The organism is Nonomuraea sp. NPDC050786 (assembly GCF_040654115.1).
GTDB lineage: Bacteria > Actinomycetota > Actinomycetes > Streptosporangiales > Streptosporangiaceae > Nonomuraea.
Genome location: NZ_JBFAHJ010000023.1, coordinates 168795 through 188455, shown reverse-complemented (window position 1 = coordinate 188455; position 19661 = coordinate 168795). Strand labels below are relative to the sequence as shown.

At 72.2% G+C, this 19661-nt stretch carries 18 protein-coding genes; 8 read left to right on the top strand and 10 right to left on the bottom strand.

What is annotated here, in order from left to right; all coding sequences use genetic code 11:
* Positions 1 to 175 precede the first annotated feature (175 nt).
* From AB0H84_RS34775 to AB0H84_RS34760, 4 genes are read left to right on the top strand one after another with little or no spacing between them, the layout of a single operon-like run.
* Positions 176 to 1066, top strand: a complete 891-nt coding sequence (locus tag AB0H84_RS34775) for an NAD(P)-dependent oxidoreductase (protein ID WP_357613915.1) — start codon at positions 176 to 178, stop codon at positions 1064 to 1066.
* Entirely contained in the window at positions 1063 to 1935 is an 873-nt protein-coding gene (locus tag AB0H84_RS34770; RefSeq protein WP_357613912.1) for a 5-dehydro-4-deoxyglucarate dehydratase, read from the top strand. The genes AB0H84_RS34775 and AB0H84_RS34770 overlap by 4 nt, the downstream gene beginning before the upstream one ends.
* Positions 1932 to 2987 carry a mandelate racemase/muconate lactonizing enzyme family protein gene (locus tag AB0H84_RS34765; RefSeq protein WP_357613909.1) on the top strand — a complete coding sequence of 352 codons (1056 nt, stop codon included), beginning with the start codon at positions 1932 to 1934 and terminating at the stop codon, positions 2985 to 2987. The genes AB0H84_RS34770 and AB0H84_RS34765 overlap by 4 nt, the downstream gene beginning before the upstream one ends.
* Positions 2984 to 4912: a DUF6807 family protein gene (locus AB0H84_RS34760; protein ID WP_357613907.1), complete on the top strand. Its 1929-nt coding sequence runs from the start codon at positions 2984 to 2986 to the stop codon at positions 4910 to 4912. Before AB0H84_RS34765 ends, AB0H84_RS34760 begins: the two co-directional genes overlap by 4 nt.
* A gap of 197 nt (positions 4913 to 5109) precedes the next feature.
* Here AB0H84_RS34760 and AB0H84_RS34755 read toward each other — a convergent pair whose 3' ends face one another.
* On the bottom strand, positions 5110 to 6171 hold the full coding sequence (locus tag AB0H84_RS34755) for a 3-deoxy-7-phosphoheptulonate synthase (protein ID WP_357613904.1): 1062 nt from the start codon (positions 6169 to 6171) through the stop codon (positions 5110 to 5112).
* A gap of 303 nt (positions 6172 to 6474) precedes the next feature.
* Here AB0H84_RS34755 and AB0H84_RS34750 point away from each other — a divergent pair, with 303 nt between their 5' ends.
* Together AB0H84_RS34750 and AB0H84_RS34745 are read left to right on the top strand one after the other, a co-directional pair.
* Positions 6475 to 7698 (top strand): acyl-CoA dehydrogenase family protein, encoded by a 1224-nt coding sequence (locus AB0H84_RS34750; protein WP_357613901.1) that lies wholly within the window; start codon positions 6475 to 6477, stop codon positions 7696 to 7698.
* Positions 7699 to 7839: 141 nt separating this feature from the next.
* On the top strand, positions 7840 to 8697 hold the full coding sequence (locus AB0H84_RS34745; protein ID WP_357613898.1) for an NAD(P)H-binding protein: 858 nt from the start codon (positions 7840 to 7842) through the stop codon (positions 8695 to 8697).
* An 80-nt stretch (positions 8698 to 8777) separates the two neighbouring features.
* Here AB0H84_RS34745 and AB0H84_RS34740 read toward each other — a convergent pair whose 3' ends face one another.
* Positions 8778 to 9395: a helix-turn-helix domain-containing protein gene (locus tag AB0H84_RS34740; protein WP_357613895.1), complete on the bottom strand. Its 618-nt coding sequence runs from the start codon at positions 9393 to 9395 to the stop codon at positions 8778 to 8780.
* A 134-nt stretch (positions 9396 to 9529) separates the two neighbouring features.
* Between AB0H84_RS34740 and AB0H84_RS34735 the strand changes: the two genes are divergently transcribed.
* A complete protein-coding gene (locus AB0H84_RS34735) occupies positions 9530 to 10198 on the top strand; it encodes a sulfotransferase family protein (RefSeq protein WP_357613892.1) in 669 nt (222 codons plus the stop codon).
* Positions 10199 to 10377: 179 nt separating this feature from the next.
* Entirely contained in the window at positions 10378 to 11994 is a 1617-nt protein-coding gene (locus AB0H84_RS34730) for an MDR family MFS transporter (RefSeq protein WP_357613966.1), read from the top strand.
* A 63-nt stretch (positions 11995 to 12057) separates the two neighbouring features.
* Here the strand turns inward: AB0H84_RS34730 and egtE are convergent, their stop codons facing one another.
* From egtE to AB0H84_RS34690, 8 genes are all read right to left on the bottom strand, one after another.
* Positions 12058 to 13191 carry an ergothioneine biosynthesis PLP-dependent enzyme EgtE gene (gene egtE, locus AB0H84_RS34725; protein WP_357613889.1) on the bottom strand — a complete coding sequence of 378 codons (1134 nt, stop codon included), beginning with the start codon at positions 13189 to 13191 and terminating at the stop codon, positions 12058 to 12060.
* Positions 13188 to 14168 (bottom strand): L-histidine N(alpha)-methyltransferase, encoded by a 981-nt coding sequence (gene egtD, locus AB0H84_RS34720; RefSeq protein WP_357613886.1) that lies wholly within the window; start codon positions 14166 to 14168, stop codon positions 13188 to 13190. The genes egtE and egtD overlap by 4 nt, the downstream gene beginning before the upstream one ends.
* A gap of 14 nt (positions 14169 to 14182) precedes the next feature.
* Complete coding sequence (egtC, locus tag AB0H84_RS34715) at positions 14183 to 14902, bottom strand: ergothioneine biosynthesis protein EgtC (protein ID WP_357613883.1); 720 nt, start codon at positions 14900 to 14902, stop codon at positions 14183 to 14185.
* 1 nt (position 14903) lies between these two features.
* The gene (egtB, locus tag AB0H84_RS34710) at positions 14904 to 16196 is read right to left on the bottom strand and encodes an ergothioneine biosynthesis protein EgtB (protein ID WP_357613880.1); all 1293 of its coding nucleotides are present in this window, start codon (positions 16194 to 16196) and stop codon (positions 14904 to 14906) included.
* Positions 16193 to 17422: an ergothioneine biosynthesis glutamate--cysteine ligase EgtA gene (gene egtA, locus AB0H84_RS34705; RefSeq protein ID WP_357613877.1), complete on the bottom strand. Its 1230-nt coding sequence runs from the start codon at positions 17420 to 17422 to the stop codon at positions 16193 to 16195. Before egtA ends, egtB begins: the two co-directional genes overlap by 4 nt.
* A 104-nt stretch (positions 17423 to 17526) precedes the next feature.
* Positions 17527 to 17766, bottom strand: coding sequence for a zf-HC2 domain-containing protein (locus AB0H84_RS34700; protein WP_357613874.1), 240 nt, complete (start codon positions 17764 to 17766; stop codon positions 17527 to 17529).
* A 79-nt stretch (positions 17767 to 17845) separates the two neighbouring features.
* Positions 17846 to 18475, bottom strand: coding sequence for a sigma-70 family RNA polymerase sigma factor (locus AB0H84_RS34695; RefSeq protein ID WP_357613871.1), 630 nt, complete (start codon positions 18473 to 18475; stop codon positions 17846 to 17848).
* Positions 18476 to 18625: 150 nt separating this feature from the next.
* A complete protein-coding gene (locus AB0H84_RS34690; protein WP_357613868.1) occupies positions 18626 to 19447 on the bottom strand; it encodes an alpha/beta hydrolase in 822 nt (273 codons plus the stop codon).
* Positions 19448 to 19661: the final 214 nt, after the last annotated feature.

Genomic DNA, 19661 nt, shown 5'->3' with positions numbered 1-19661 from the left:
CCCACCCTAACGCAACCGCTTGCAGAGCCCCTGAGTACGATGAAAGCGCTTGCCGAGCGTTTGCAGCGGGAAACCCCTGCTCCAGCCGGGGCTACGAAATCACCACTTGACGCCTCCCCCTCGGTGACACAAAGGTTTAGTGCAACTGTTTGCAGTCTTGAAGGAGCCCTCCACGGTGAGCAGAGTCCTCGTCACCGGAAGCGCAGGACGTCTCGGCCGCAGCGTGGTCAGCACGCTGGCGGCGGCCGGGCACGAGGTCATCGGCGTGGACCGGGCGCCCGGCACGCCGTCCGAGGCCGCGGCCGTCTTACCGGCCGACCTCACGGACACGGGCGAGGCGTTCGAGGCGATCGCCAGGTTCCGGCCCGAGTCCGTGATCCACCTGGCCGCCATCGCGACGCCGTTCAGCTACCCGGAATCGGTGATCTACAAGGTCAACACGCAGCTCGCGTTCAACGTCTGCGAGGCGTCCGTAGCGCTGGGCGTGGCCGGCGTGGTGGTGGCCAGCAGCCCGACGGTCATCGGGTACGGCGCCCCCGGCGGCTGGGCTCCCGCCTACCTGCCGATCGACGAAGAGCACCCGGTACGCCCGTGGAACGCGTACAACCTGTCCAAGGTCGTCGCCGAGCAGACCATGAAGGCGTTCGCGCTCGCCGGGACGACCCGGATGGCCGCGGTGCGGCCGTGCTTCGTCATCCCGCCCGAGGAGTGGGCCGGCGCGCCCACGCAGTCGGGGCACACCGTGAAGGAGCGGCTGGACCGGCCCGAGCTGGGCGGTGTCTCGCTGTTCAACTACATCGACTCCCGCGACGCCGCCGAAATGATCGCCGTGCTGACCGAGGCGCTGCCCGAGCTGCCGAACGGCGAGGTGTTCTTCGCCGGGGCCGCCGACGCCCTGGCCAGGAAGCCCCTCGCCGACCTGCTGCCCCAGGTCGTGCCCGGCACCGAGCCGTTCGCGGCCGGGCTCACCGGCACCTCCCCCGCTTTCTCGACGACCAAGGCACAGCGCCTGCTCGGGTGGCAGCCCAAGCGGAGCTGGCGCACTGAACTGAAGGAATCTGCATGAATCTGAGCGGTGTGCTGTTCTTCCCCGTGACCCCCTTCGACGCCGATGGCGGGCTCGCCGAGGAGGTGCTGGCCGAGCACATCCGGCAGGGCATGGAGCACGGTCCCGGCGGCGTGTTCGTGGCGTGCGGCACCGGCGAGTTCTCCGCGCTGTCGGAGGCCGAGCACGCGCGGGCGGTGCGGGTGGCGGCCGAGGTCGTGGGCGGGCGGGTGCCGGTGTTCGCGGGCGCGGGCGGCCCGCTCGGCACGGCGCTGAACCAGGCGCGGGCCGCGCGGGAGGCGGGCGCCGACGGGCTGCTGCTCATGCCGCCGTACCTGGCGCAGGGTCCGGGGTCCGGCTTCGCCGCCTACGTGGCGGCGGTGGCCGCGGAGCTGCCGGTGATCGTCTACCAGCGGGGCTCGGTGGTGCTGGAGCCGGAGGCCGTGGTCGAGCTGGCCGGGATCCCCGGGGTGATCGGGCTCAAGGACGGCCTGGGCGACATCGACAGGATGCAGCGGACCGTGCTGGCGGTGCGGGAGGCGTACCCGGACTTCCTCTTCTTCAACGGGCTGCCGACGGCCGAGCTGACCATGCCCGCCTACCGGGGCATCGGCGTGGAGCTGTACTCGAGCGCGGTCTTCGCGTTCGCGCCGGAGATCGCCCTGGCCTATCTGAACGGTGACGAGCGGCTGCTCACCGGCTTCTACGCCCCGCTCGTACGGCTGCGCGGCAGGGTCCCCGGCTACCCGGTCGCCCTGGTCAAGGCCGGAGTACGGCTGCGCGGCCTGGACGTGGGCGCCGTCCGCCCGCCGCTGGTCGAGCCGACCGAGGAGCACCTGGCGGAGCTGGAGCAGCTGATCAAGACGGGGCTGGAGCTGGCGGCGTCATGACGATCGCCGACCTGCGTACCTCGCTGCGAACGGTTCCGCTGCCGCGGCCCTGGGGCGCCGACGTGCCCGCCAACCACGTGGTCGTGTGCGAGGTCACGCTGAAGGACGGGCGGACCGGGACGGGGTTCTCGTGGACGCCGCAGATCGGGGCGCACGCCGTACAGGCCCTGCTCGACCACGACCTGCGTGAGGCGCTGATCGGGCTGCCCGCGCACCCCGAGGTGGTCTGGGACCGGCTCTGGCGGCACCTGCGCGAGGCGGGGCCCGGCGGGATCACCACGATCGCGCTGGCCGGGATCGACCTGGCGCTGTGGGACCTGCGCTGCGGCGAGCGCGGCCTGGCCGACGTGCTGGGGCGGCGGCGCGACGAGGTGCCCGTCTACGGCAGCGGCGTCAACCTGCACTACTCGCTGGAGGAGCTGGTGGCGCAGGTCCGGCGCTGGGTGGCGGCCGGGTACCGGGGCGTCAAGATCAAGGTGGGCCGGCCCGACCTGGCGGAGGACGTGGCCCGGGTGGCCGCCGTCCGCGAGGTGATCGGGCCCGACCGGCTGCTGATGATCGACGCGAACCAGCGGTGGGACCTGCACCGGGCCAGGCGGGCCATTTCCGCGCTGCGGGAGTTCGGGCTGCACTGGATCGAGGAGCCGCTGCCCGCCGACGACGTGGCCGCGCACGTGGAGCTGCGGCGCTCCATCGACGTGCCGGTGGCGGTGGGCGAGAACGTCTACACCACGTACGGGTTCCGCGACCTGCTGGCCGCGGGCGCGTGCGACGTCGTCCAGCCGAACGTGGTGCGGGTCGGCGGGATCACGCCGTTCCTGCGGATCGTGGAGCTGGCCAGGACGTACGATGTGCCGGTCTATCCGCACCTGCTGAGCGACGTGTCCGGGCAGCTCGCGCTGGCCCTGCCGCTGCCGGTCATGGCGGAGGACGTGGAGGACGCGTCGTTCGCGGCGCTCGGGCTGCTGGAGGAGCCGTACCCGGTGAACGTGTCCGACGGGGTGCTGCGGGCGGGCGATCACGCGGGGCTCGGGTTGAGGTGGTCCCGATGAACGATCCCGTGAAGGTCGTACTCGCCGGGGCCCACGGGCACGGACGGCACCATCTCGGCAACCTGCGCAGGCTGACCCATCTGGGGCAGATCGAGCTGGTCGGGATCTGCGACGTGCGGCCCGCCGAGGTGGACTTCGCCTCGCCGCTGCAGTCGCCCGACCTGGGCGAGCTGCTCGCGAAGACCGGCGCGGACGTCACGGTCATCTGCACGCCGATCCACACGCACGCCGACCTCGCGGTCACCGCCCTGCGGGCCGGATCCAACGTGCTGCTGGAGAAGCCGCCCGCCGCCGGCCCCTCCGAGCACGCGCGGATCGCCGCGGCGGTCGCGGAGACGGGGCTCGCCTGCCAGGTGGGCTTCCAGTCGCTGGGCTCGTCGGCGATCCCCGCGCTCCGCTCGCTGATCGCCGACGGCGCCATCGGGACCGTGCGCGGCATCGGCGGTGCGGGCGCCTGGGAGCGGCCCTCGGCGTACTTCACCAGGTCCGCCTGGGCGGGCAGGCGCCGGCTCGACGGCGTGGACGTGGTGGACGGCGCGCTGACGAACCCGTTCGCGCACGCCGTCGCGACCGCCCTGGCCCTGGTGGACGGCCCGATCGCGGAGATCGAGACCGAGCTCTACCACGCGAATCCGATCGAGTCGGACGACACGTCCTGCCTGCGGATCCGGCTCGACGACGGCTTCGTGATCACGATCGCGGTGACGCTCTGCGCGACCGGCAGGAGCGAGCCGTACCTGATCGTGCACGGCGACGCCGGCCGCGCCACGCTCGTCTACACGCAGGACCAGCTCAAGGTCGAGCTGCCGGACGGCTCGGTCACGACGACCGTGTACGAGCGTACGGACCTGCTGGAGAACCTCATCGACCACCTCCGCACGGGCGCGGACCTGCTGGTGCCGCTCTCCGCCACGGAGCCGTTCACGCAGGTGCTGGACGCGGTCCGGCTGGCCCCCGAGCCGTCGCCGATCCCGGAGCGGCACCAGGTCGTCGAGCGGGACCCCGAGTCCGGCGAGGTCACGCGCCGGTTCCTGCCGGGCGTCGCCGAGCTGACCGCGCGCAGCGCCGAGGAGCTGGCGCTGTACTCGGAGCTGGACGTGCCGTGGACGACGGTGGAGCTGCGCGTCGCGGACACGCCGGTGGCCTCCTACGAGTGGCGGCCCGACCTGCCGGTCACCGACTCGCCCCGGCCCTACCTGCACCCGGTGCGCACGCTCGGCGGCGTGGCGGTCACCCAGCTGCGCCCCGAGGACCACGTGCACCACCTCGGGGTCGGAGTCGCGATCTCCGACCTCGGCGGCGCGAACTTCTGGGGCGGCCGCACCTACGTCAAGGACCAGGGGCCGACCTGGCTGGACGATCACGGCGTGCAGCGGCACCTGGCGTTCCCGCGGCTGGATGACGACGGTTTCGTCGAGCGGCTGGAGTGGGTGGGCCCCGGCGGGCGGCTGATGGCGCGCGAGGAGCGTACGGTGCTCGCCCGGCCCATCGATGGGGCGTGGGCGCTGGACTTCTCCTTCACGCTCACGAACCTCACCGGCGCGCCCATGGAGATCCACAGCTCGGCCACCAAGGGCCGGGCGGGCGCGGGCTACGGCGGGTTCTTCTGGCGCGCGCCCGGGACCTCCACCGGCCGGACCACCCTCCCGGGGGACGAGCAGGCCGTGCACGGCAGCCGTTCCCCGTGGGTGGCCATGGCGGGCACCACGCCGGAGGGCCGCGACTGGACGCTGGTCTTCGCCCAGACGGCCGACGATCCGTGGTTCGTGCGGGTGGAGCACTATCCGGGTGTGGGCCAGGCCCTGGCGTGGGACCGGCCGCTGGTGCTGGAGAGCACTCTGACGAGGCGGGTCGTCACGGCCGTGATCGACGGGCGGCTGGACGCGGCCTCGGCCTCCGCCGTCGCCCGCGACCTGCTGCGATGACTCGCGGTGGCGGCTCGGTCCGAGCCCCCCCCCCCCGCCCGCCGCGGGGGGGGGTGCCGGGGGGGGGGGGCCCCGCCCCCCCCCCCCCCCGCGCGGCGGGGCTCAGCTCTCGGCCGCCACCGCGAAGGGCAAGCTCAGCTCTCGGCCGCCACCGCGAAGAGCAAGCTCAGCTCTCGGCCGCCGCCGCGGACGGGGGCTCAGCCCTTGGCGGCCCTGCGGGAGCGCGCGGCCGCCGCCAGGACGTCGAGCAGGCGCTCCGTCTCGTCCCAGCCGACGCAGGCGTCGGTGATGCTCTGCCCGTACGTCAGGCCCTCGCGGGGACCGGGCTCCTGCCGGCCGGGGACGAGGAAGCTCTCCACCATCAGACCGGCGATCCCTTCCTCGCCCTCCGCGATGCGGGCGGCGAGCTCCCTGACCACGGCCGCCTGACGTACGTGGTCCTTGCCGCTGTTGCCGTGGCTGGCGTCCACGATCAGACGCTCCGGCCGCTGGGCCTTGCGCAGCAGGGCGAGGGCGTCACCCACGGAGCCCGCGTCGTAGTTGGGGCCGCCACGACCGCCGCGGAGAATGATGTGGCAGTCCGGATTGCCCTTCGTGCTCACCACCGCGGCCCGCCCCTCGTCGTCGATGCCGAAGAAGACCTGCGGGTGGGCGGCGGCGTGCACGCCGTCGATCGCCACCTGCACGTCGCCGTCCGTGGCGTTCTTGAACCCGACGGGCATGGACAGGCCGGAGGTGAGCTGCCGGTGCACCTGGCTCTCGGGCGTACGCGCGCCGATCGCCCCCCACGTGACGGCGTCGGCGATGTACTGCGGGCTGGTGGGCTCCAGGAACTCGCAGCCGACGGGCAGTCCCGTGCCGAGCACGTCGAGGAGCACGGTGCGGGCCAGGTGCAGACCTCGTCGCACGTCATGGCCGCCGTCGATGTCCGGGTCGTTGATCAGCCCTTTCCAGCCGATGGTCGTTCGCGGCTTCTCGAAGTAGACCCGCATGACCACGCACAGGGCGTCCTCCATGCCGCGGGTGGCCGCGGCGAGGCGGCGGGCGTAGTCGAGTGCCGCCTCGGGATCGTGCACCGAGCACGGTCCGATGACGAGCAGCAGCCGATCGTCCTCACCGGCGAGAATGTCCCGGACGGCACGCCGGCTCGCCGCGACGAACTCCTCTTTCTCCGCTCCCAGCGGGAGTTCCGCGCGAAGCTCCGCGGGTGCGGACAGGGCTTCGAACGAGGTGATGCGTAGATCCCTGGTCACAGTCATGGGTTGGGCCTGCTCTCTAGCGCTCTGGTGGCGATACGGCCCACGCCCGAGGGTCCGGAGCCGACCGCCTAAATGACGAAAAGGCAGGAGACGAATCTCTCTGCCTTTGGCTCCGGATGAACAGTTGATCAGCGCATGTGATCCTGGGCCCCACCCGGAGCCGGCACATAGCGCGAAAATCGACTGATCAGCGACATGTTCTGAACGGTACCAGCCGAGACGACCACCGCTCAAGTCGCCCGCCCGAGCCGCGCATGTCCTGGGCCTTCACCTCGCTCCGCCGGCCGTGACACGGTGTCAGGTATGGCCATCGACTTCACCCTCGCTCCCGAGCACGAGGAGATCCGCCGGCGGGTCCGCGCCTTCATCCAGGGCACCGTCATCCCCGCCGTGGAGGAGGTGGAGGAGGCCGGCCGGGACGCGTACCTCCGGACGATCTTCCAGCTCCGCTCGCAGGCCAGGGCCGAGGGGCTGTGGCTGCCCCACATGCCGAAGGAGTGGGGCGGCATGGGGCTGGGCCACGTGGAGCTGGCCATGGTGCAGTCCGAGGCGGCCAGGACCCGCATCGGCCCGTGGGTCCTGAACTGCATGGCACCCGACGAGGGCAACATGCACACGCTCCTGCACTGGGCGACGGACGAGCAGAAGGAGAAGTACCTCCGCCCTCTGGTGGAGGGAACGCAGATGTCCTGCTTCGCCATGACCGAGCCGGAGGTGGCGGGCTCCGACCCGACCCTGATCCGGACCTCGGCCGTGCGCGACGGCTACGAATGGATCGTCAACGGCCACAAATGGTTCATCTCCAATGCTCGCCGGGCCAACTTCGCCATCCTCATCGCCCGTACGGAGCCCGACGTGCCGGAGGGCTCGCGCGGCGCCAACACCGCCTTCCTCGTGGATCTCCCCCAGCCGGGCTGGAACGACGTACGCGAGGTGGAGACGATGCACGGCTCCACGGGCCACAGCGAGATCGTCATCGAGGACCTCCGCCTGCCCGACAGCCAGATCCTCGGCGGGCGCGGCAACGGCCACCGACTCGGCCAGCACCGCCTCGGCCCGGCCCGGCTCGCCCACTGCATGCGCTGGATCTCCCAGGCGGAGACGGCCCTCGACATGATGGTCGACCGGGCACTCAACCGCTACAGCCACGGCTCGCTGCTGGCCGAGAAGCAGGGCATCCAGTGGATGATCGCCGACTCGGCCATGGAGCTGTACCAGTGCAAGCTGATGGTCCTCCACGCCGCCTCCAAGATCGACAAGGGCGAGGACTTCCGCACGGAGGTGTCGATGGCCAAGCACTTCGTCGCGGGCAGCCTCAACCGGATCGTGGACCGCGCGATCCAGGTGCACGGGGCGCTCGGCTACTCGACGGACACGCCGCTGGCGCACATGTTCCAGCACGCCCGCTGGGCGCGCTTCGCCGACGGCGCCGACGAGATCCACCGGATGCGCATCGCGGAACGCACGATAGCCGCCTACCAGGCGACCGGCTCGACCAGCTCGGCCACCGGCGGCCTCCCCCTGTGACACGCCCCCCGGACCCGACCCAGTTGATCGTCCTGCGCGGCAACTCGGGCTCGGGCAAGACCAGCGTCACCCGCCCGCAGAGCGCTCCAGCCTGACTAGTCCCTCAGTTGGGCGGCGAACATGGGCTCCAGGGCATTCAGCATGAGCGTCCTGGATCGCTCTGCTCCGCCGGCGATCCTGCCCGCCATCGCCAGCGACACGCAGCGCGATCCCACCTCCGCACGCGTGGTTCAGGGCGTCGAGGTTGTCGCAGGCGACGTTCACGACCGGAGCACGCTGGTCCGGGCCGCGGCGGGGGCGCAGGCGATCGTCTGCACCGTTCAGGGCGGCGACGGCAAAGGCAAGGACGGCCCCCAGGGCATCGAGGGCGCGGGGATCCCGCACCTCATCGGCATCGCGCGGGACACCGGGATCGAGAACTTCATCTACATCTCTTCCGCGAGCGCCCGTCCCGACAGCCCCGTGGCGTTCTTCCGGCTCAAGTTCGAGGTAGAGCGCGCGCTGCGCACGAGCGGCCTGCCGTACTCGATCCTCCGGCCCACTCACCTGATGGACACCTGGGTGGAGTTGCTCGCCGAGTCGATCAGCAAGAAGGGGAAGGCCAGCGTGTTCGGCTCGGGCGCCAGTCCCGTCTCGTGGGTGGCCGGCAGGGACGTCGCCAGGGTCGCGGCCGCGCTCGCCGTCCGCCCCGGTGAGGGCTCGTCCGCCGACCTGGGCGGCCCGGAGGCGCTGACGCTCAGGCAGGTCAACGAGCTCATCGCGGCCTCGCTGGGCCTGCCGATCAAGGGCGAGAGCAGGATGCCGGTCGGGATGCTCCGGATGATGAGCCCGCTGACCAGGCCGTTCGACGAGGTCCTCGCGCGGCGGATGCAGATGGGGGCGCTGCTGGACACCCAGTCGCAGATCGTCGACTCCAGCGCGGTCTGGGCCCGGTTCGGCGAGCCGCTGCCCCTGTCGGCCTGGCTGGAGATCAACCGCACGAGCAGCCGAGGATCTTAACAGAATAGAACCGATCGGTACTATTTCTGCGCGCCCACGGAGAGGTCCCCGTCAGGAGCCGGTCGCCCCGCCCCGCACGCTTACTCCGGGACGGGGAGCCGAGGCGCCGGGAACAGATCGCCGACCAGCAGGGTCGCCGCTTGCGTGGCGATGGCAAGGATGTCGTCGTCCGTGGCCTCGGTGCCCTGGGCGGCCAGCACGGCGTTGTGCACGCTGAGCAGGGCCATCCGGACGCGCAGGTGGTCGGACAGCTCCGCGTCAGGGCCGAGGAGGAGCTGTGCGGCCCTGCCTATCCGTTCCAGCGGGCCGCCGTCCCGCAGGGGCATCACCTTGCGCAGCGTGGCATGGTTGGCGGCGGCGAACCGCATGATCCGCAGTCCCTGCGCGGCGCTCAGGGCGATCCAGCGGCCCAGGAACTCGGAGCACAGCTCCGGAGTGAGTGGCCGGCCCGCGGCCTGGTCGAGCAGGTCGTCGAGGGCGCGCATGTTGTCGTGGAAGAGGCTGAGGATGATCGCCTCTTTGCTGTCGAAATGGTAGTAGAGCGCCGCCTTGGTGATGCCGAGCTGCTCGGCGATCTCGCGCATCGAGGTGGCGTCGTAGCCGCGCTCGGTGAACAGCGACAGCGCGGCCTGTTGGATGTCGGCCCGCGTCTGGCTGCCCTTGCGCCGCGGGGCCGTCACCTGCTCCGTCTTGGTCATCGCTCTTCCTTGCTCCCCAGCTCAGCTCTCCCGTGAGTTTACAACCCCCTTGCTTACCGGCCGGTCAGCAAGTACCTTGCTAACCGGCCGGTAAGCAAGAGGCGATCGCCGTGACCGAGAGAGGAAGGGCCGGTATGGGTTTGCGAGTTGTGGGGGCGGGGTTTCCGCGTACGGGGACGACGTCGCTGAAGGCGGCGTTGGAGCGACTGCTCGGGGAGCCCTGCTACCACATGCGGGAGTTGTTCGAGCGGCCCGACGACGCCGCGGTCTGGCGCGACGCCCACGCGGGGACGATGCCGGACTGGCATCGATTCCTCGCAGGATACGCAGCCGGGGTGGACTGGCCGTTGTCGCAGTTCTGGCGCGAACTGTCCGCCGCGTTCCCGGACGCGCTGGTGCTGCTGTCTCGGCGCGAAAGTGCCGAGCGCTGGTACCAGAGCATGGACCGTACGGTGCTGGAAGGGGCGCGCCGTCTGATGCGCGGCGACTTCGCCGGCGCGCGGCCGCCGCTGCTCGCCGGCACCCCCGAGCAGGCCCGCGCCATGGAGGAGATGATCCGGGCCATGTTCGGCGGCGCGTTCGACGACCCCCACGACCGCGACAAGGTCATCGCGGCCTACGAGCGGCACCTTGCCGAGGTCCGCGCCACCATACCGGCGCACCGGCTGCTGGAATGGCAGCCGGCCGACGGGTGGGGACCGTTGTGCGCCGCACTCGACCTCCCGGTCCCCGACGAGCCGTTCCCCCACGAGAACACCACAGCCGACATGCGGGCCCGGATGCGCGAGCTCGACGGCCGATGACTCCGGCGCCGCGTCAGATGCCGGCGAGAAGAGACAGCCGGCCCGCCTCAACCCTGTCGGCGTCCGAGGACACCAGGGCCGGCACTTCATAGACAATCCGGCGATTGCTTACCTGCCGGTCGGCAAGTAAACTTGCCGACCGGCAGGTAAGTTTGATTCGTAAGGCAGGAGCACGCGTGATGGCAGAACACGGCGCGAAAGACACAGCAAGTCCCCTGGCGGCGGGGCAGCAGGCCGGACTGGGGTTCAGCCATCGCCAGATCCTCGTGACGATGAGCGGCCTGGTCATCGCCATGCTGCTGGCGATGCTGGACAACATGATCGTCGCCCCGGCGCTGCCGACCATCGTCGGCGAGCTGGGCGGCCTCAACCACCTGGCGTGGGTGACCACCGGCTACGTCCTGGCCTCCACCGTGGCCACGCCCATCTGGGGCAAGCTCGGCGACCTGTACGGCCGGCGCATCACCTTCGTCGCCGCCGTGGCGCTCTTCCTGCTCGGCTCCGTCCTGTGCGGGATGTCACAGGACATGACGCAGCTGATCGGCTTCCGCGCCCTGCAAGGTCTGGGAGCGGGCGGCCTCATGGTCGGCGTGCTGTCGATCATCGGCGAGATGATCCCCCCGCGCGATCGCAGCAAGTATCAGGGCGTGATGATGGCCGCCATGCCGGTGGCGATGATCGGCGGCCCGCTCATCGGCGGCTTCATCACCGACAACCTCAGCTGGCGCTGGGCCTTCTACGTCAACCTGCCGCTCGGCGTCGTCACGCTGGTCCTGTGCTGGATCACCCTGGCCAGGCTGCCCAAGGGCACCGGCAGGGCCGTGATCGACTGGTGGGGCACCGCGCTGCTGACCGTGTGGATCACCGCGCTGGTGCTCATCACCAGCTGGGGCGGCACCCAGTACGACTGGGGCTCGCCGCAGATCCTCGGCCTGGCGGCGCTGGCGGTGGCGGGATTCGCCGCCTTCGTGATCGTCCAGCGGCGGGCAGCCGAGCCGATCATGCCGCTGCGGGTCTTCAAGAGCCGCAACTTCTCCCTGTCCGGCGCCGTCGCCTTCATCTCGGGTTTCGCCATGTTCGGCGCCACGGGCTTCCTCCCGCAGTTCCAGCAGTTCGTCCAGGGCTCCTCGGCCACCAACAGCGGCCTGCTGCTCATGCCGATGATGATCGCCGCGATGATCGTCAGCCTGGCCGGCGGCTCACTGATCAGCAAGACCGGGCACTACAAGTCGCTGCCCATCATCGGCTCCATCCTCGTCACCGCCGGCCTCGCCCTGTTCGCCACCGTGGACCTCGGCACCACCACCACGATGACGGCCCTCTACATGGTGGTCCTGGGCGCCGGCATGGGCGCGCTGATGCAGACCAGCACCCTCATCGCCCAGAACAGCCTCGACCTGCGCGACATGGGCGCGGGCACCGGAGTGTCGACCTTCCTGCGCAACATGGGCAGCTCACTCGGCGTCTCCCTGCTCGGCGCCGTCTACACCAGCCAGCTGGCCGACTCCCTGACAGCGGCCGGGCCGGCCGCGCAGGGCGTGGCCGCCTCCGCCACCTCGATGACCCCGCAAGCGCTGCGAGCCCTCCCCGAAGCAGCCCAGCACCTGTTCCAGCAGGCCGTCACCGACGGCATCACCACCCTGTTCACCTGGGGCGCGGCCGTGACCGCCGTCGGCATCGTCGTGGCCCTCTTCATCCGCCAGGTCCCGCTGCGCAGCGCCGCCACGCCGGCCACCAGCCCCGACGCCGAGCCGGTCGCCGCCAGTTCCACGGCGACGGCTACGCCAACGATGTGATCCGTGAAGCGCCGCAAGGCAGATCCGCGCCGTACGGTCCGGCGCCCGCAGGAAGCGGGACCGTCATGCCGCTCCCAGGACGCGGGCCAGGGCGTGCAGGGTCTCCAGGGGCGTCCCGGGTGGCGGGGAGACGCGGAGCACGGGTTCGCGCAGGTCCAGCGGCGCCCGGGCGGTCGGCACGGCGCTGACCAGCAGGGACGCCTCGGCGGCCCGGGCGGCGGCCGCCTCCGCCGTGTCACCGGGCGGAGGCGTCAGCGTGACCAGGGCGGACGGCTCGTCGAGCGGCTCGGCCACGCGCCACCCACCGGCCCCGTCGAGCACACCGCGTGCCGTGCGACCGAGGCCGGCCAGGTGCGCGTGGACGGCGGGCGGGCCGAGCGCGTGATGCTCGAGCACGGCCACGCCGAGCCCCGCCCATGCCGCGACCGCCGCCTCCGCACTCTCGTACCGCACCGCGCCGGGCACCGGCACCGGATCCCCGGCCGGTGAAGTCAACGGATTCCAGGAGTGGCCGCGCAAGGTCGGGGTCGCGGCGTCCATGGCCGGGGTGAGGCCGGGCACGATCAGGAAGCCGACGCCGCGCGGGCCGGCGAGCCACTTGCGGGAGGTGCCGACGTACGCGGTCGCACCCACTCCCCGTACCTCCACGTGCCCGAGCGACTGGCAGACGTCGAGCACGAGCGGGACCCCGGCCGCGCGGCACCGCGCCCCGATCTCCCCCGCCGGCTGCACGACGCCTCGATGGGAGGCGATGTGCGAGACGACCACCAGGTCGAGCCCCGCGCCCACCTCCGACGGGTCCAGGCGGCCGTCGCCGTCCACCGGCAGCTCGACCGGCTTCCAGCCGTGCTGGGCGGCCAGGCGGTGCAGCAGCATCAGTGTGCTGCCGTACTCGGTGCGCGGGTAGCCGACGCGGCTGCCCGGCTCGAGCCGCCACCCTCCCAGGAGAGCGGCCATCGCCGCCGTGCCGCTCTCCAGGAAGGCCACGTCCTCCGCGGCGGCTCCCACCAGCGCGGCCAGGGCCGCCTTCGCCGGGGTGAGGTCGGGTACGGCCGCGTAGCCGCCACGCTCGCGTTCCAGCCGCAGGTGCGCCACGACGGCGTCGAGCACCCGGTCGCTGGGCACGTTGCACCCGGCCGCGTCGAGATGCCCCGGCGGCATCACGCTGCGCGCGGCCCGCCAGGCTCCGGCGATCACGCCTGCGCCAGGATCAGGGTGAAGTCGCCTGCCGGGTCGGTGTAGCCACGGCGGACCTGGAACCCCGCCGCCACCAGCTCCTGCCGCAGCCCCTCCGGCCGGAACTTGGCGCTGATCTCGGTACGCATCTCCTCCCCTTCGGCGAAGTCCACCACCATGCCGAGGTCCTCGATCCGCACCCGCATGTCCCGGCCGGCCCGCAGCCGCATCTCGATCCAGTCGTGCCGCTCGTCGTACAGGGCCACGTGCTCGAACGCCTCCGGCTCGAAGTCCGCCCGCAGCTCCCTGTTGATCACCCGCAGCACGTTGCGGTTGAAGGCGGCCGTCACCCCCGCCGCGTCGTCGTAGGCGGCCACCAGCCGCCCGGTGTCCTTCACCAGATCGGCCCCGAGCAGGAACGTGTCCCCGCGCCGGAGCGTGGCCCGCACCTCCTTCAGGAACACCCTGCGGGCGGCGGGTTCGAGGTTCCCTATCGTGCCGCCGAGGAAGGCCACCATCCGCCGCCCGGTACGCGGCAGCAACGCCAGATGCCGCTCGAAGTCGGCGCAGACCGCCCGCACCTCCAGCCCGGCGAAGCGCCCGGCCAGCCGCCGCGCCGCCGCCTCCAGGGTGACGGCGTCCACGTCCACCGGCGTGTACGTGCGCAAGGTGCCCGCCGCGGCGAGCGCCTCCAGCAGCAGCTCGGTCTTCTCGCTGGTGCCTGACCCCAGCTCCACCAGCGTGTCCGCGCCGGAGGCCGCCGCCAGGTCAGCGGCCCGCGCCCGCAGGATCGCGAGCTCGCGCCGGGTCGGGTAGTACTCGGGCAGGCGCGTGATGCGGGAGAACAGGTCGCTGCCCGCGGCGTCGTAGAACCATTTGGGCGGCAGCCACTTGGGCGACGCCGTCAGGCCGGACCTGACGTCGCGTTCGAGTGCCTGCCGCAGGTAGTCGCGGTCAAGATGGCTGATCACATGCACGATGGACTGGCTGACGGCCATGAGGCCTCCTCGGATCACAACGGCTGCAGGCTCACGCGGTCGCGGGTGACGGTCAACAGGCTGCGTTCGGGCACGGCCTGCCAGCCCGGCAGGTCGTCGAGCGGCTCGCTGGCCACGAGCACGCCGTCGTCGTCCTGCCGGTAGAAGAGCGTGTCGCCCCAGACGGTCGCGGCGACCGACGCGCCGTCGCAGGCGAGCAGGTTGAGGCGGGCAGCGGGGTCCTTCTCCCCGGCGTGGACGACGACCTCGGCCAGCGCCGCGCCCAGGCCCAGCCCGGTGCGGCGGCGCAGGAACACGGCGGCCGCGACCCAGGCGGCGTCGCACGCGCTCTCCGCGCGGTCGGCCAGGTCGTCGGCGAGGTCACGGAGCGCGTCCCTGCTGACGCGCCCGTTGTGGCTGAGCAGCCACCCGCCGTCGGTGAACGGCGCGGTGGCGCTCTCCTCGATCGGCATGCCCGTGGTGGCCGAGCGCACGGCCGCGAGCAGGCAGGTCGAGCGGGCGACCTGCGCGAGCGCGGGCAGGTTGGCGTCGGCCCAGATGGGCACGGTACGGCGGTACCGCACGGGCGCGGCACGCACGGCGTCGTACCAGCCCATGCCGTAGCCGTCGGCGTTGATCAGGCCGTGGCGCTGGCGCCGTGGCGCGTACGACTGCTTGAGCAGGCCGTGCTCGGGCTCGTGGATGAGCCAGGTGAGCGGGCGGGCGGCGCCCAGCCAGGCCGCGTGCCTGCACACCTCAGACCAGCTCCGAGCGCGCGCACCGGAACCCGGTGAAGATCTGCCGGCGGATCGGATAGTCCCAGTTCCTGAACGTCGTCCGCACCGCCGCCGGGTCGGCCGCCCAGGAGCCGCCGCGCAGCACCCGGTATTCCTGGCCGAAGAAGACCTCGCTGTACTCCTTGTACGGGAAGCTGCGGAAGCCCGGATAGGGCTGGAACCAGGAGCCGGTCCACTCCCAGACGTCTCCCACCATCTGCTCGGCCCCGTACGCGCTGGCCCCCGCCGGATAGGCGCCGAGCGGCGCGGGGCGGGCGGCGCGGTGGCCGAGGTTCGCCCGGTCGGGGCCCGGGTCGTCCTCGCCCCACGGGTACCGGCGTGCCCGGCGCGCCTCCGGGTCCCAGCCGCAGGCCTTCTCCCACTCGGCCTCGGTCGGCAGCCGCTTGCCGGCCCAGCGGGCGTAGGCGTCGGCCTCGTACCAGCTCACATGCTGGACCGGCTCGTCCATCGGGACGGGCTCGGTGCGGCCGAAGCGGGTGCGCCACCAGGTGTCGCCGTCCCTGGCCCAGAACAGTGGGGCGGTGACGCCGCTGCGCTGCCGCCACTGCCAGCCCTCCGCGCTCCACCAGCGCGGCTCGTCGTAGCCGCCGTCCTCGACGAACGCCAGGTAGGCGCGGTTGCCGACGGGGAGCCGGTCGATCCAGTAGGCGGGGAGCTCGACCTGGTGGGCGGGGCGCTCGTTGTCGTAGGCCCAGGGCAGCGTGTCGGTACCCATGAGGAAGGGGCCCGCGGGCACGTACACCTCCTCGGGGCCGCCGCTCCGGCCGGGCGGCAGCTCCCCGTCGCGCACCAGGCCGGGCTGCCCGGACAGCTGCAGGGTGGCCAGCATGGTCTCGTCGTGCTGGTGCTCGTGCTGGATCACCAGGCCGAACACGAAACCGTCGCGGTGCAGCGGCGTGGGGCCGTCGAGGTCGATCGCGTCCAGGACGTCGAGGACGCGCCCGCGTACGCCCTCGATGTAGCGGCGGGCCTCTGCCGGGCCCAGGAGCGGCAGGGTGGGACGGTCCTTGCGCGGGTGCTTGAACGCGTCATAGATGTCGTCGATCTCGGGGCGGAGCGGGTCGATGCCGCCGGCCTCGCGCAGCACCCAGAGCTCCTCGTAGTTGCCCACGTGCGCGAGGTCCCACACCAGCGGCGACATCAGCGGCGAGTGCTGGCGTACCAGCAGGTCGTCGTCCGCCGCCGTGTAGGCCAGCGACCGGTCGCGCACGGCCAGGAGCTCGGCCGCGATGCGTTCCTTGAAGTCGTTCATTGCCGTCCTTCCCCGTTGAGCCAGGCCGGGACGCGCCGTCCCGGCACCGCATCGATCAGGTCGGCCGCCGGCGAGCGGCCCGTGGTCACGTGCCGGTCGGCGAACGCCGCCACCTCGCCGACCAGGCCGGGGCCCGCGCCCAGGCGGGGCAGCGCCTCCAGCGCGGCGCGGAAGCACGCCTCGGCGGCCCGGCTCAGGCGCGGGTCGGCCAGCCCGCACCGCGCCGCCCGCTCCCACCACGTCCGGTACGGCTCCACGGCGGCGAGCGCGGCGTCTGCGGCCCGGTCGTCGGTGACGAGGGCGTGGGTCACGGCCACGCACACCGGCCACGCCGCCGGATGCTGGGCGTCGAGGTAGCGGATCTCCAGCCAGCCGCGGGCGCGCACCGGAGGGAAGACCGTCGTGGCGTGGTAGGCCAGGTCGTCGGCGGTGGGCCGGCGCTCGCCGCCGCCGTTCAGCCAGTCGCGGAACGTCGAGCCGTCGCGGACCGGGCGGCAGCGCTCCTCGCCCTCGCGTACCAGCATGAGCCGGGCGTCCAGCAGGTACTCGGCCCAGTCGGCGACGGGGTCGCCGGAAGCGGGCACGGGTGCGGTGCGGGTGCGGTCGAGGTGCTCCCACACGGCCTGGCGGCCCGACATCCAGCCGCAGGGGCGGCCGCCGCTCAGCGGCGAGTTGGCGAAGGCCGCCATCAGCACGGGGCCGAGCGCGTGCGCCCGCTCCCAGCGCGCCGCCGGCCGCTCTCCGAGGTCCAGGTTGACCTGGACGGAGGCGGTCGAGCACATCATCAGCGGCCCGTACGGCTCGCCGAGGAACTCGGCCATGGCCTCATAGCGGGGCAGGCGGAGCTGGCGGCGGGGCGATCGCACCGGGTCGAGGCCCACCCCGGCCAGAACCAGCCCCTCCGCGCCCAGGGCGGCGCGTACGGCCGCCACGTCGGCGGCCACGCAGGCGACCGCGTCCGCCAGCGGGGCCGCCGGGCCGGAGAGCTCGAGCTGCCCGCCCGGCTCGAAGGTCACCCGGCTGCCGCCGGGCAGGGCGGGGACCGCCCGCTCCACCCTGGCCAGCGGCACGTACGCGGCCTCGGTCGCACGGTCGAAGACCAGGAACTCCAGCTCGACGCCCACCCGGTCCGCCGTGTCCAGGCCCGGCTGGAAGCAGCGGCGCGCGAACTCCGCCACCTCGGAGGCATCCCGCAGCGGCGTGCCCTCGGACGTCAGGCCGATCATCGTCTACCCTTCGCGTGGCGCACGGGTATACAGACCCGCGAGGCGCGCCAGCGTTACAGGTAATTTCTCGGCAAAAGCGACAGGCCGGGCTCACCGGCCGCCGGTCATAACCTCCGCCGCTCGCGGAAGGCCGACATGAGCCGCGCGCGCACGTCGGCGGGCAGCTTCTCCGGAGGCGGGTCGCCGAGGGCGCCGATGGTCGCGCGGAACTGCTCGAAGTAGCCCTCGCACCACTCGCAGCAGGCCAGGTGTGCCCGCACGCCGTCGCGTGCCGGCCGGTCGAGGGCGTCTTCAAGGTAGGCGGTGAGGTTCTCCGCCACTTCGTCGCAGGTGAACCGCTTCACGACGTCGACCGCCCTTTTCTCTGGATATGAACCGCTTCACTAATTGTGCCGCCGCCGCAGCCGGAAGGAGCCTGCGAGCTTATTCCGGCTGCTTAACCGACTCGAAGTAGCCGGCGAGCCAGCCCCGCACGGCCGTGCGCGCGCGATGCAGCAGGACCCGCTGGTTGGCCGCCGAGATCTCCAGGATCTCGCACACCTCCTCCGACGTGCACCCCTCCACGTCACGCAGGGTGATCACGATCCGCTGCCGGGGAGGCAGCCTGGCCAGCCCCTCGGCGATCAGCCCACGCACCTCCGAGGCGAGCGCCTCGCTCTCGGGCGTCGGCCATCCCTCGGCGAGCTCCTTCCAGCCCGCCGGCACCCCGTCGGGACCCGCGCCCGCCGCCCCGTCCTGCTCGAAGGAGCTCCACGGCAGCGTGCGGCTCTCGCGGGCGCCCCGCTTCTTCGCGGTGTTGACCAGGATGCGATAGATCCACGTCTTGACCGACGAACGGCTCTCGAAGGCGTCGATCCCGCCGATCACCGCCAGCCACGTGTCCTGGACGACCTCCTCCGCGGAGTGGTCGGTGGACACGTAGGACCTGGCCACCCGGAGCATGCCCCCGGACCACGTGTCGAGCAGCGCCGCGAACATCGTCTCGTCCCCGGCGCGCAGGGCCGTGACGACGACGTCGTCCGGGGGCAGCCCACCGCCCGCGAAAGACCCCACGATCGCCCCCTCCGGTCGAACGCTGAGACACCACGGCCTCGGAGCCGAGCTCGGCCCCGAGCCTGGGACTAACCAGCCCCACGCTAATCATTCCCACTGACGTTCTTCCGTCCCGGCGGTGTCCTCGCGCTGAAGAAACCGCCGGGAGAATCAGGGAGCGCTCAGCACTTCGATGAGCTGCTCGGCGAACTCCTCGGGAGCGTCGGTGAACCCGCTGTGCCCGCCCGGGAACTCGACCAGCTCGGTCCCGAGCCGCTCGGCCAGCACTGCGGCAGGCCGGTACGGCAGATGCCCCTTGGTCTCCCGCCCGGCCGCGAGCACGAGCCGGTCGGCGACCCGGCCGAGAGCGGCCAGGTCAGGCACGTAGGAGGTGAACTGCCGCAACTCGTGCTCCATCATGATCGGGGCGTTCTCCATCAGCCGCGCCATCATCTCGGCGGCGCGAGGCGGCAACGAGGCAGGGTCCGGCATGGCCTTCATGGTGCCACCGATCCCCTCCAGGAACCGGGCGGAGGCGGCCCCGAGCCCCTGCGTGCGGAAGAGCCGGTACACCTCCTCGACGAAGGCCAGCTGCGCGGCGGCGTCAGGCAGCAGGGCGAAGCACGGCGGCTCATGGGCGACCAGGCGGCGCACCCGGGAAGGATGCCGGGCGAGCAGGTCCAGACCGACGATGGCGCCGCTGCTGCCCCCGAAGACGTAGGCGGGCCGGTCGGGGCTCACCACGTCGAGCAACCGGCGGGCGTCGTCGCTCTGCACGTCGACCCGCTGGTCCACGGGGACCGGGCGGTCCAGGCGGCTGCGCGAGTACCCGCGCGGGTCGAGGGTGACGACGGTGAAGCGCTCGGCGAGCGGGCCGGCCACCACGTCGAAGACGGCCGCGTCACCGCCGCCGCCCGGCAGCATGAGGAGCACCGGCCCGCCGCCGCTGACCTCGTAATAGAGCCGGGCACCGGGCACGGAGAGCATGGTCATGATCATCCTTTCGGAGAGGCAGAAACCCTAGAGACTCTAGCTTATTTCCTAGGAGTCCTAGGAACGGTGAGTGAGCTAGTCTCGCGATCGTGGAATGGCTCGGGAGCACCTGTGGCCGCCGCAGCTGAAGATCTCCCGCCCAGGGTGGCGCGCTGGATGATGTGGGCGGCGCTCGCCCTCCTCGTCCTCATCCGGCTCGTGTCCGGGATCTCCG

What these genes read in the sequence shown, in the direction of transcription:
- AB0H84_RS34770 (WP_357613912.1), top strand. Translation starts at nt 1,063, where the DNA reads ATGAATCTGAGCGGTGTGCTGTTCTTCCCCGTGACCCCCTTCGACGCC.
- AB0H84_RS34765 (WP_357613909.1), top strand. Translation starts at nt 1,932, where the DNA reads ATGACGATCGCCGACCTGCGTACCTCGCTGCGAACGGTTCCGCTGCCG.
- AB0H84_RS34760 (WP_357613907.1), top strand. Translation starts at nt 2,984, where the DNA reads ATGAACGATCCCGTGAAGGTCGTACTCGCCGGGGCCCACGGGCACGGA.
- AB0H84_RS34755 (WP_357613904.1), bottom strand. Translation starts at nt 6,171, where the DNA reads ATGACTGTGACCAGGGATCTACGCATCACCTCGTTCGAAGCCCTGTCC.
- AB0H84_RS34750 (WP_357613901.1), top strand. Translation starts at nt 6,475, where the DNA reads ATGGCCATCGACTTCACCCTCGCTCCCGAGCACGAGGAGATCCGCCGG.
- AB0H84_RS34745 (WP_357613898.1), top strand. Translation starts at nt 7,840, where the DNA reads ATGAGCGTCCTGGATCGCTCTGCTCCGCCGGCGATCCTGCCCGCCATC.
- AB0H84_RS34740 (WP_357613895.1), bottom strand. Translation starts at nt 9,395, where the DNA reads ATGACCAAGACGGAGCAGGTGACGGCCCCGCGGCGCAAGGGCAGCCAG.
- AB0H84_RS34735 (WP_357613892.1), top strand. Translation starts at nt 9,530, where the DNA reads ATGGGTTTGCGAGTTGTGGGGGCGGGGTTTCCGCGTACGGGGACGACG.
- AB0H84_RS34730 (WP_357613966.1), top strand. Translation starts at nt 10,378, where the DNA reads ATGGCAGAACACGGCGCGAAAGACACAGCAAGTCCCCTGGCGGCGGGG.
- egtD (WP_357613886.1), bottom strand. Translation starts at nt 14,168, where the DNA reads ATGGCCGTCAGCCAGTCCATCGTGCATGTGATCAGCCATCTTGACCGC.
- egtB (WP_357613880.1), bottom strand. Translation starts at nt 16,196, where the DNA reads ATGAACGACTTCAAGGAACGCATCGCGGCCGAGCTCCTGGCCGTGCGC.
- egtA (WP_357613877.1), bottom strand. Translation starts at nt 17,422, where the DNA reads ATGATCGGCCTGACGTCCGAGGGCACGCCGCTGCGGGATGCCTCCGAG.
- AB0H84_RS34690 (WP_357613868.1), bottom strand. Translation starts at nt 19,447, where the DNA reads ATGACCATGCTCTCCGTGCCCGGTGCCCGGCTCTATTACGAGGTCAGC.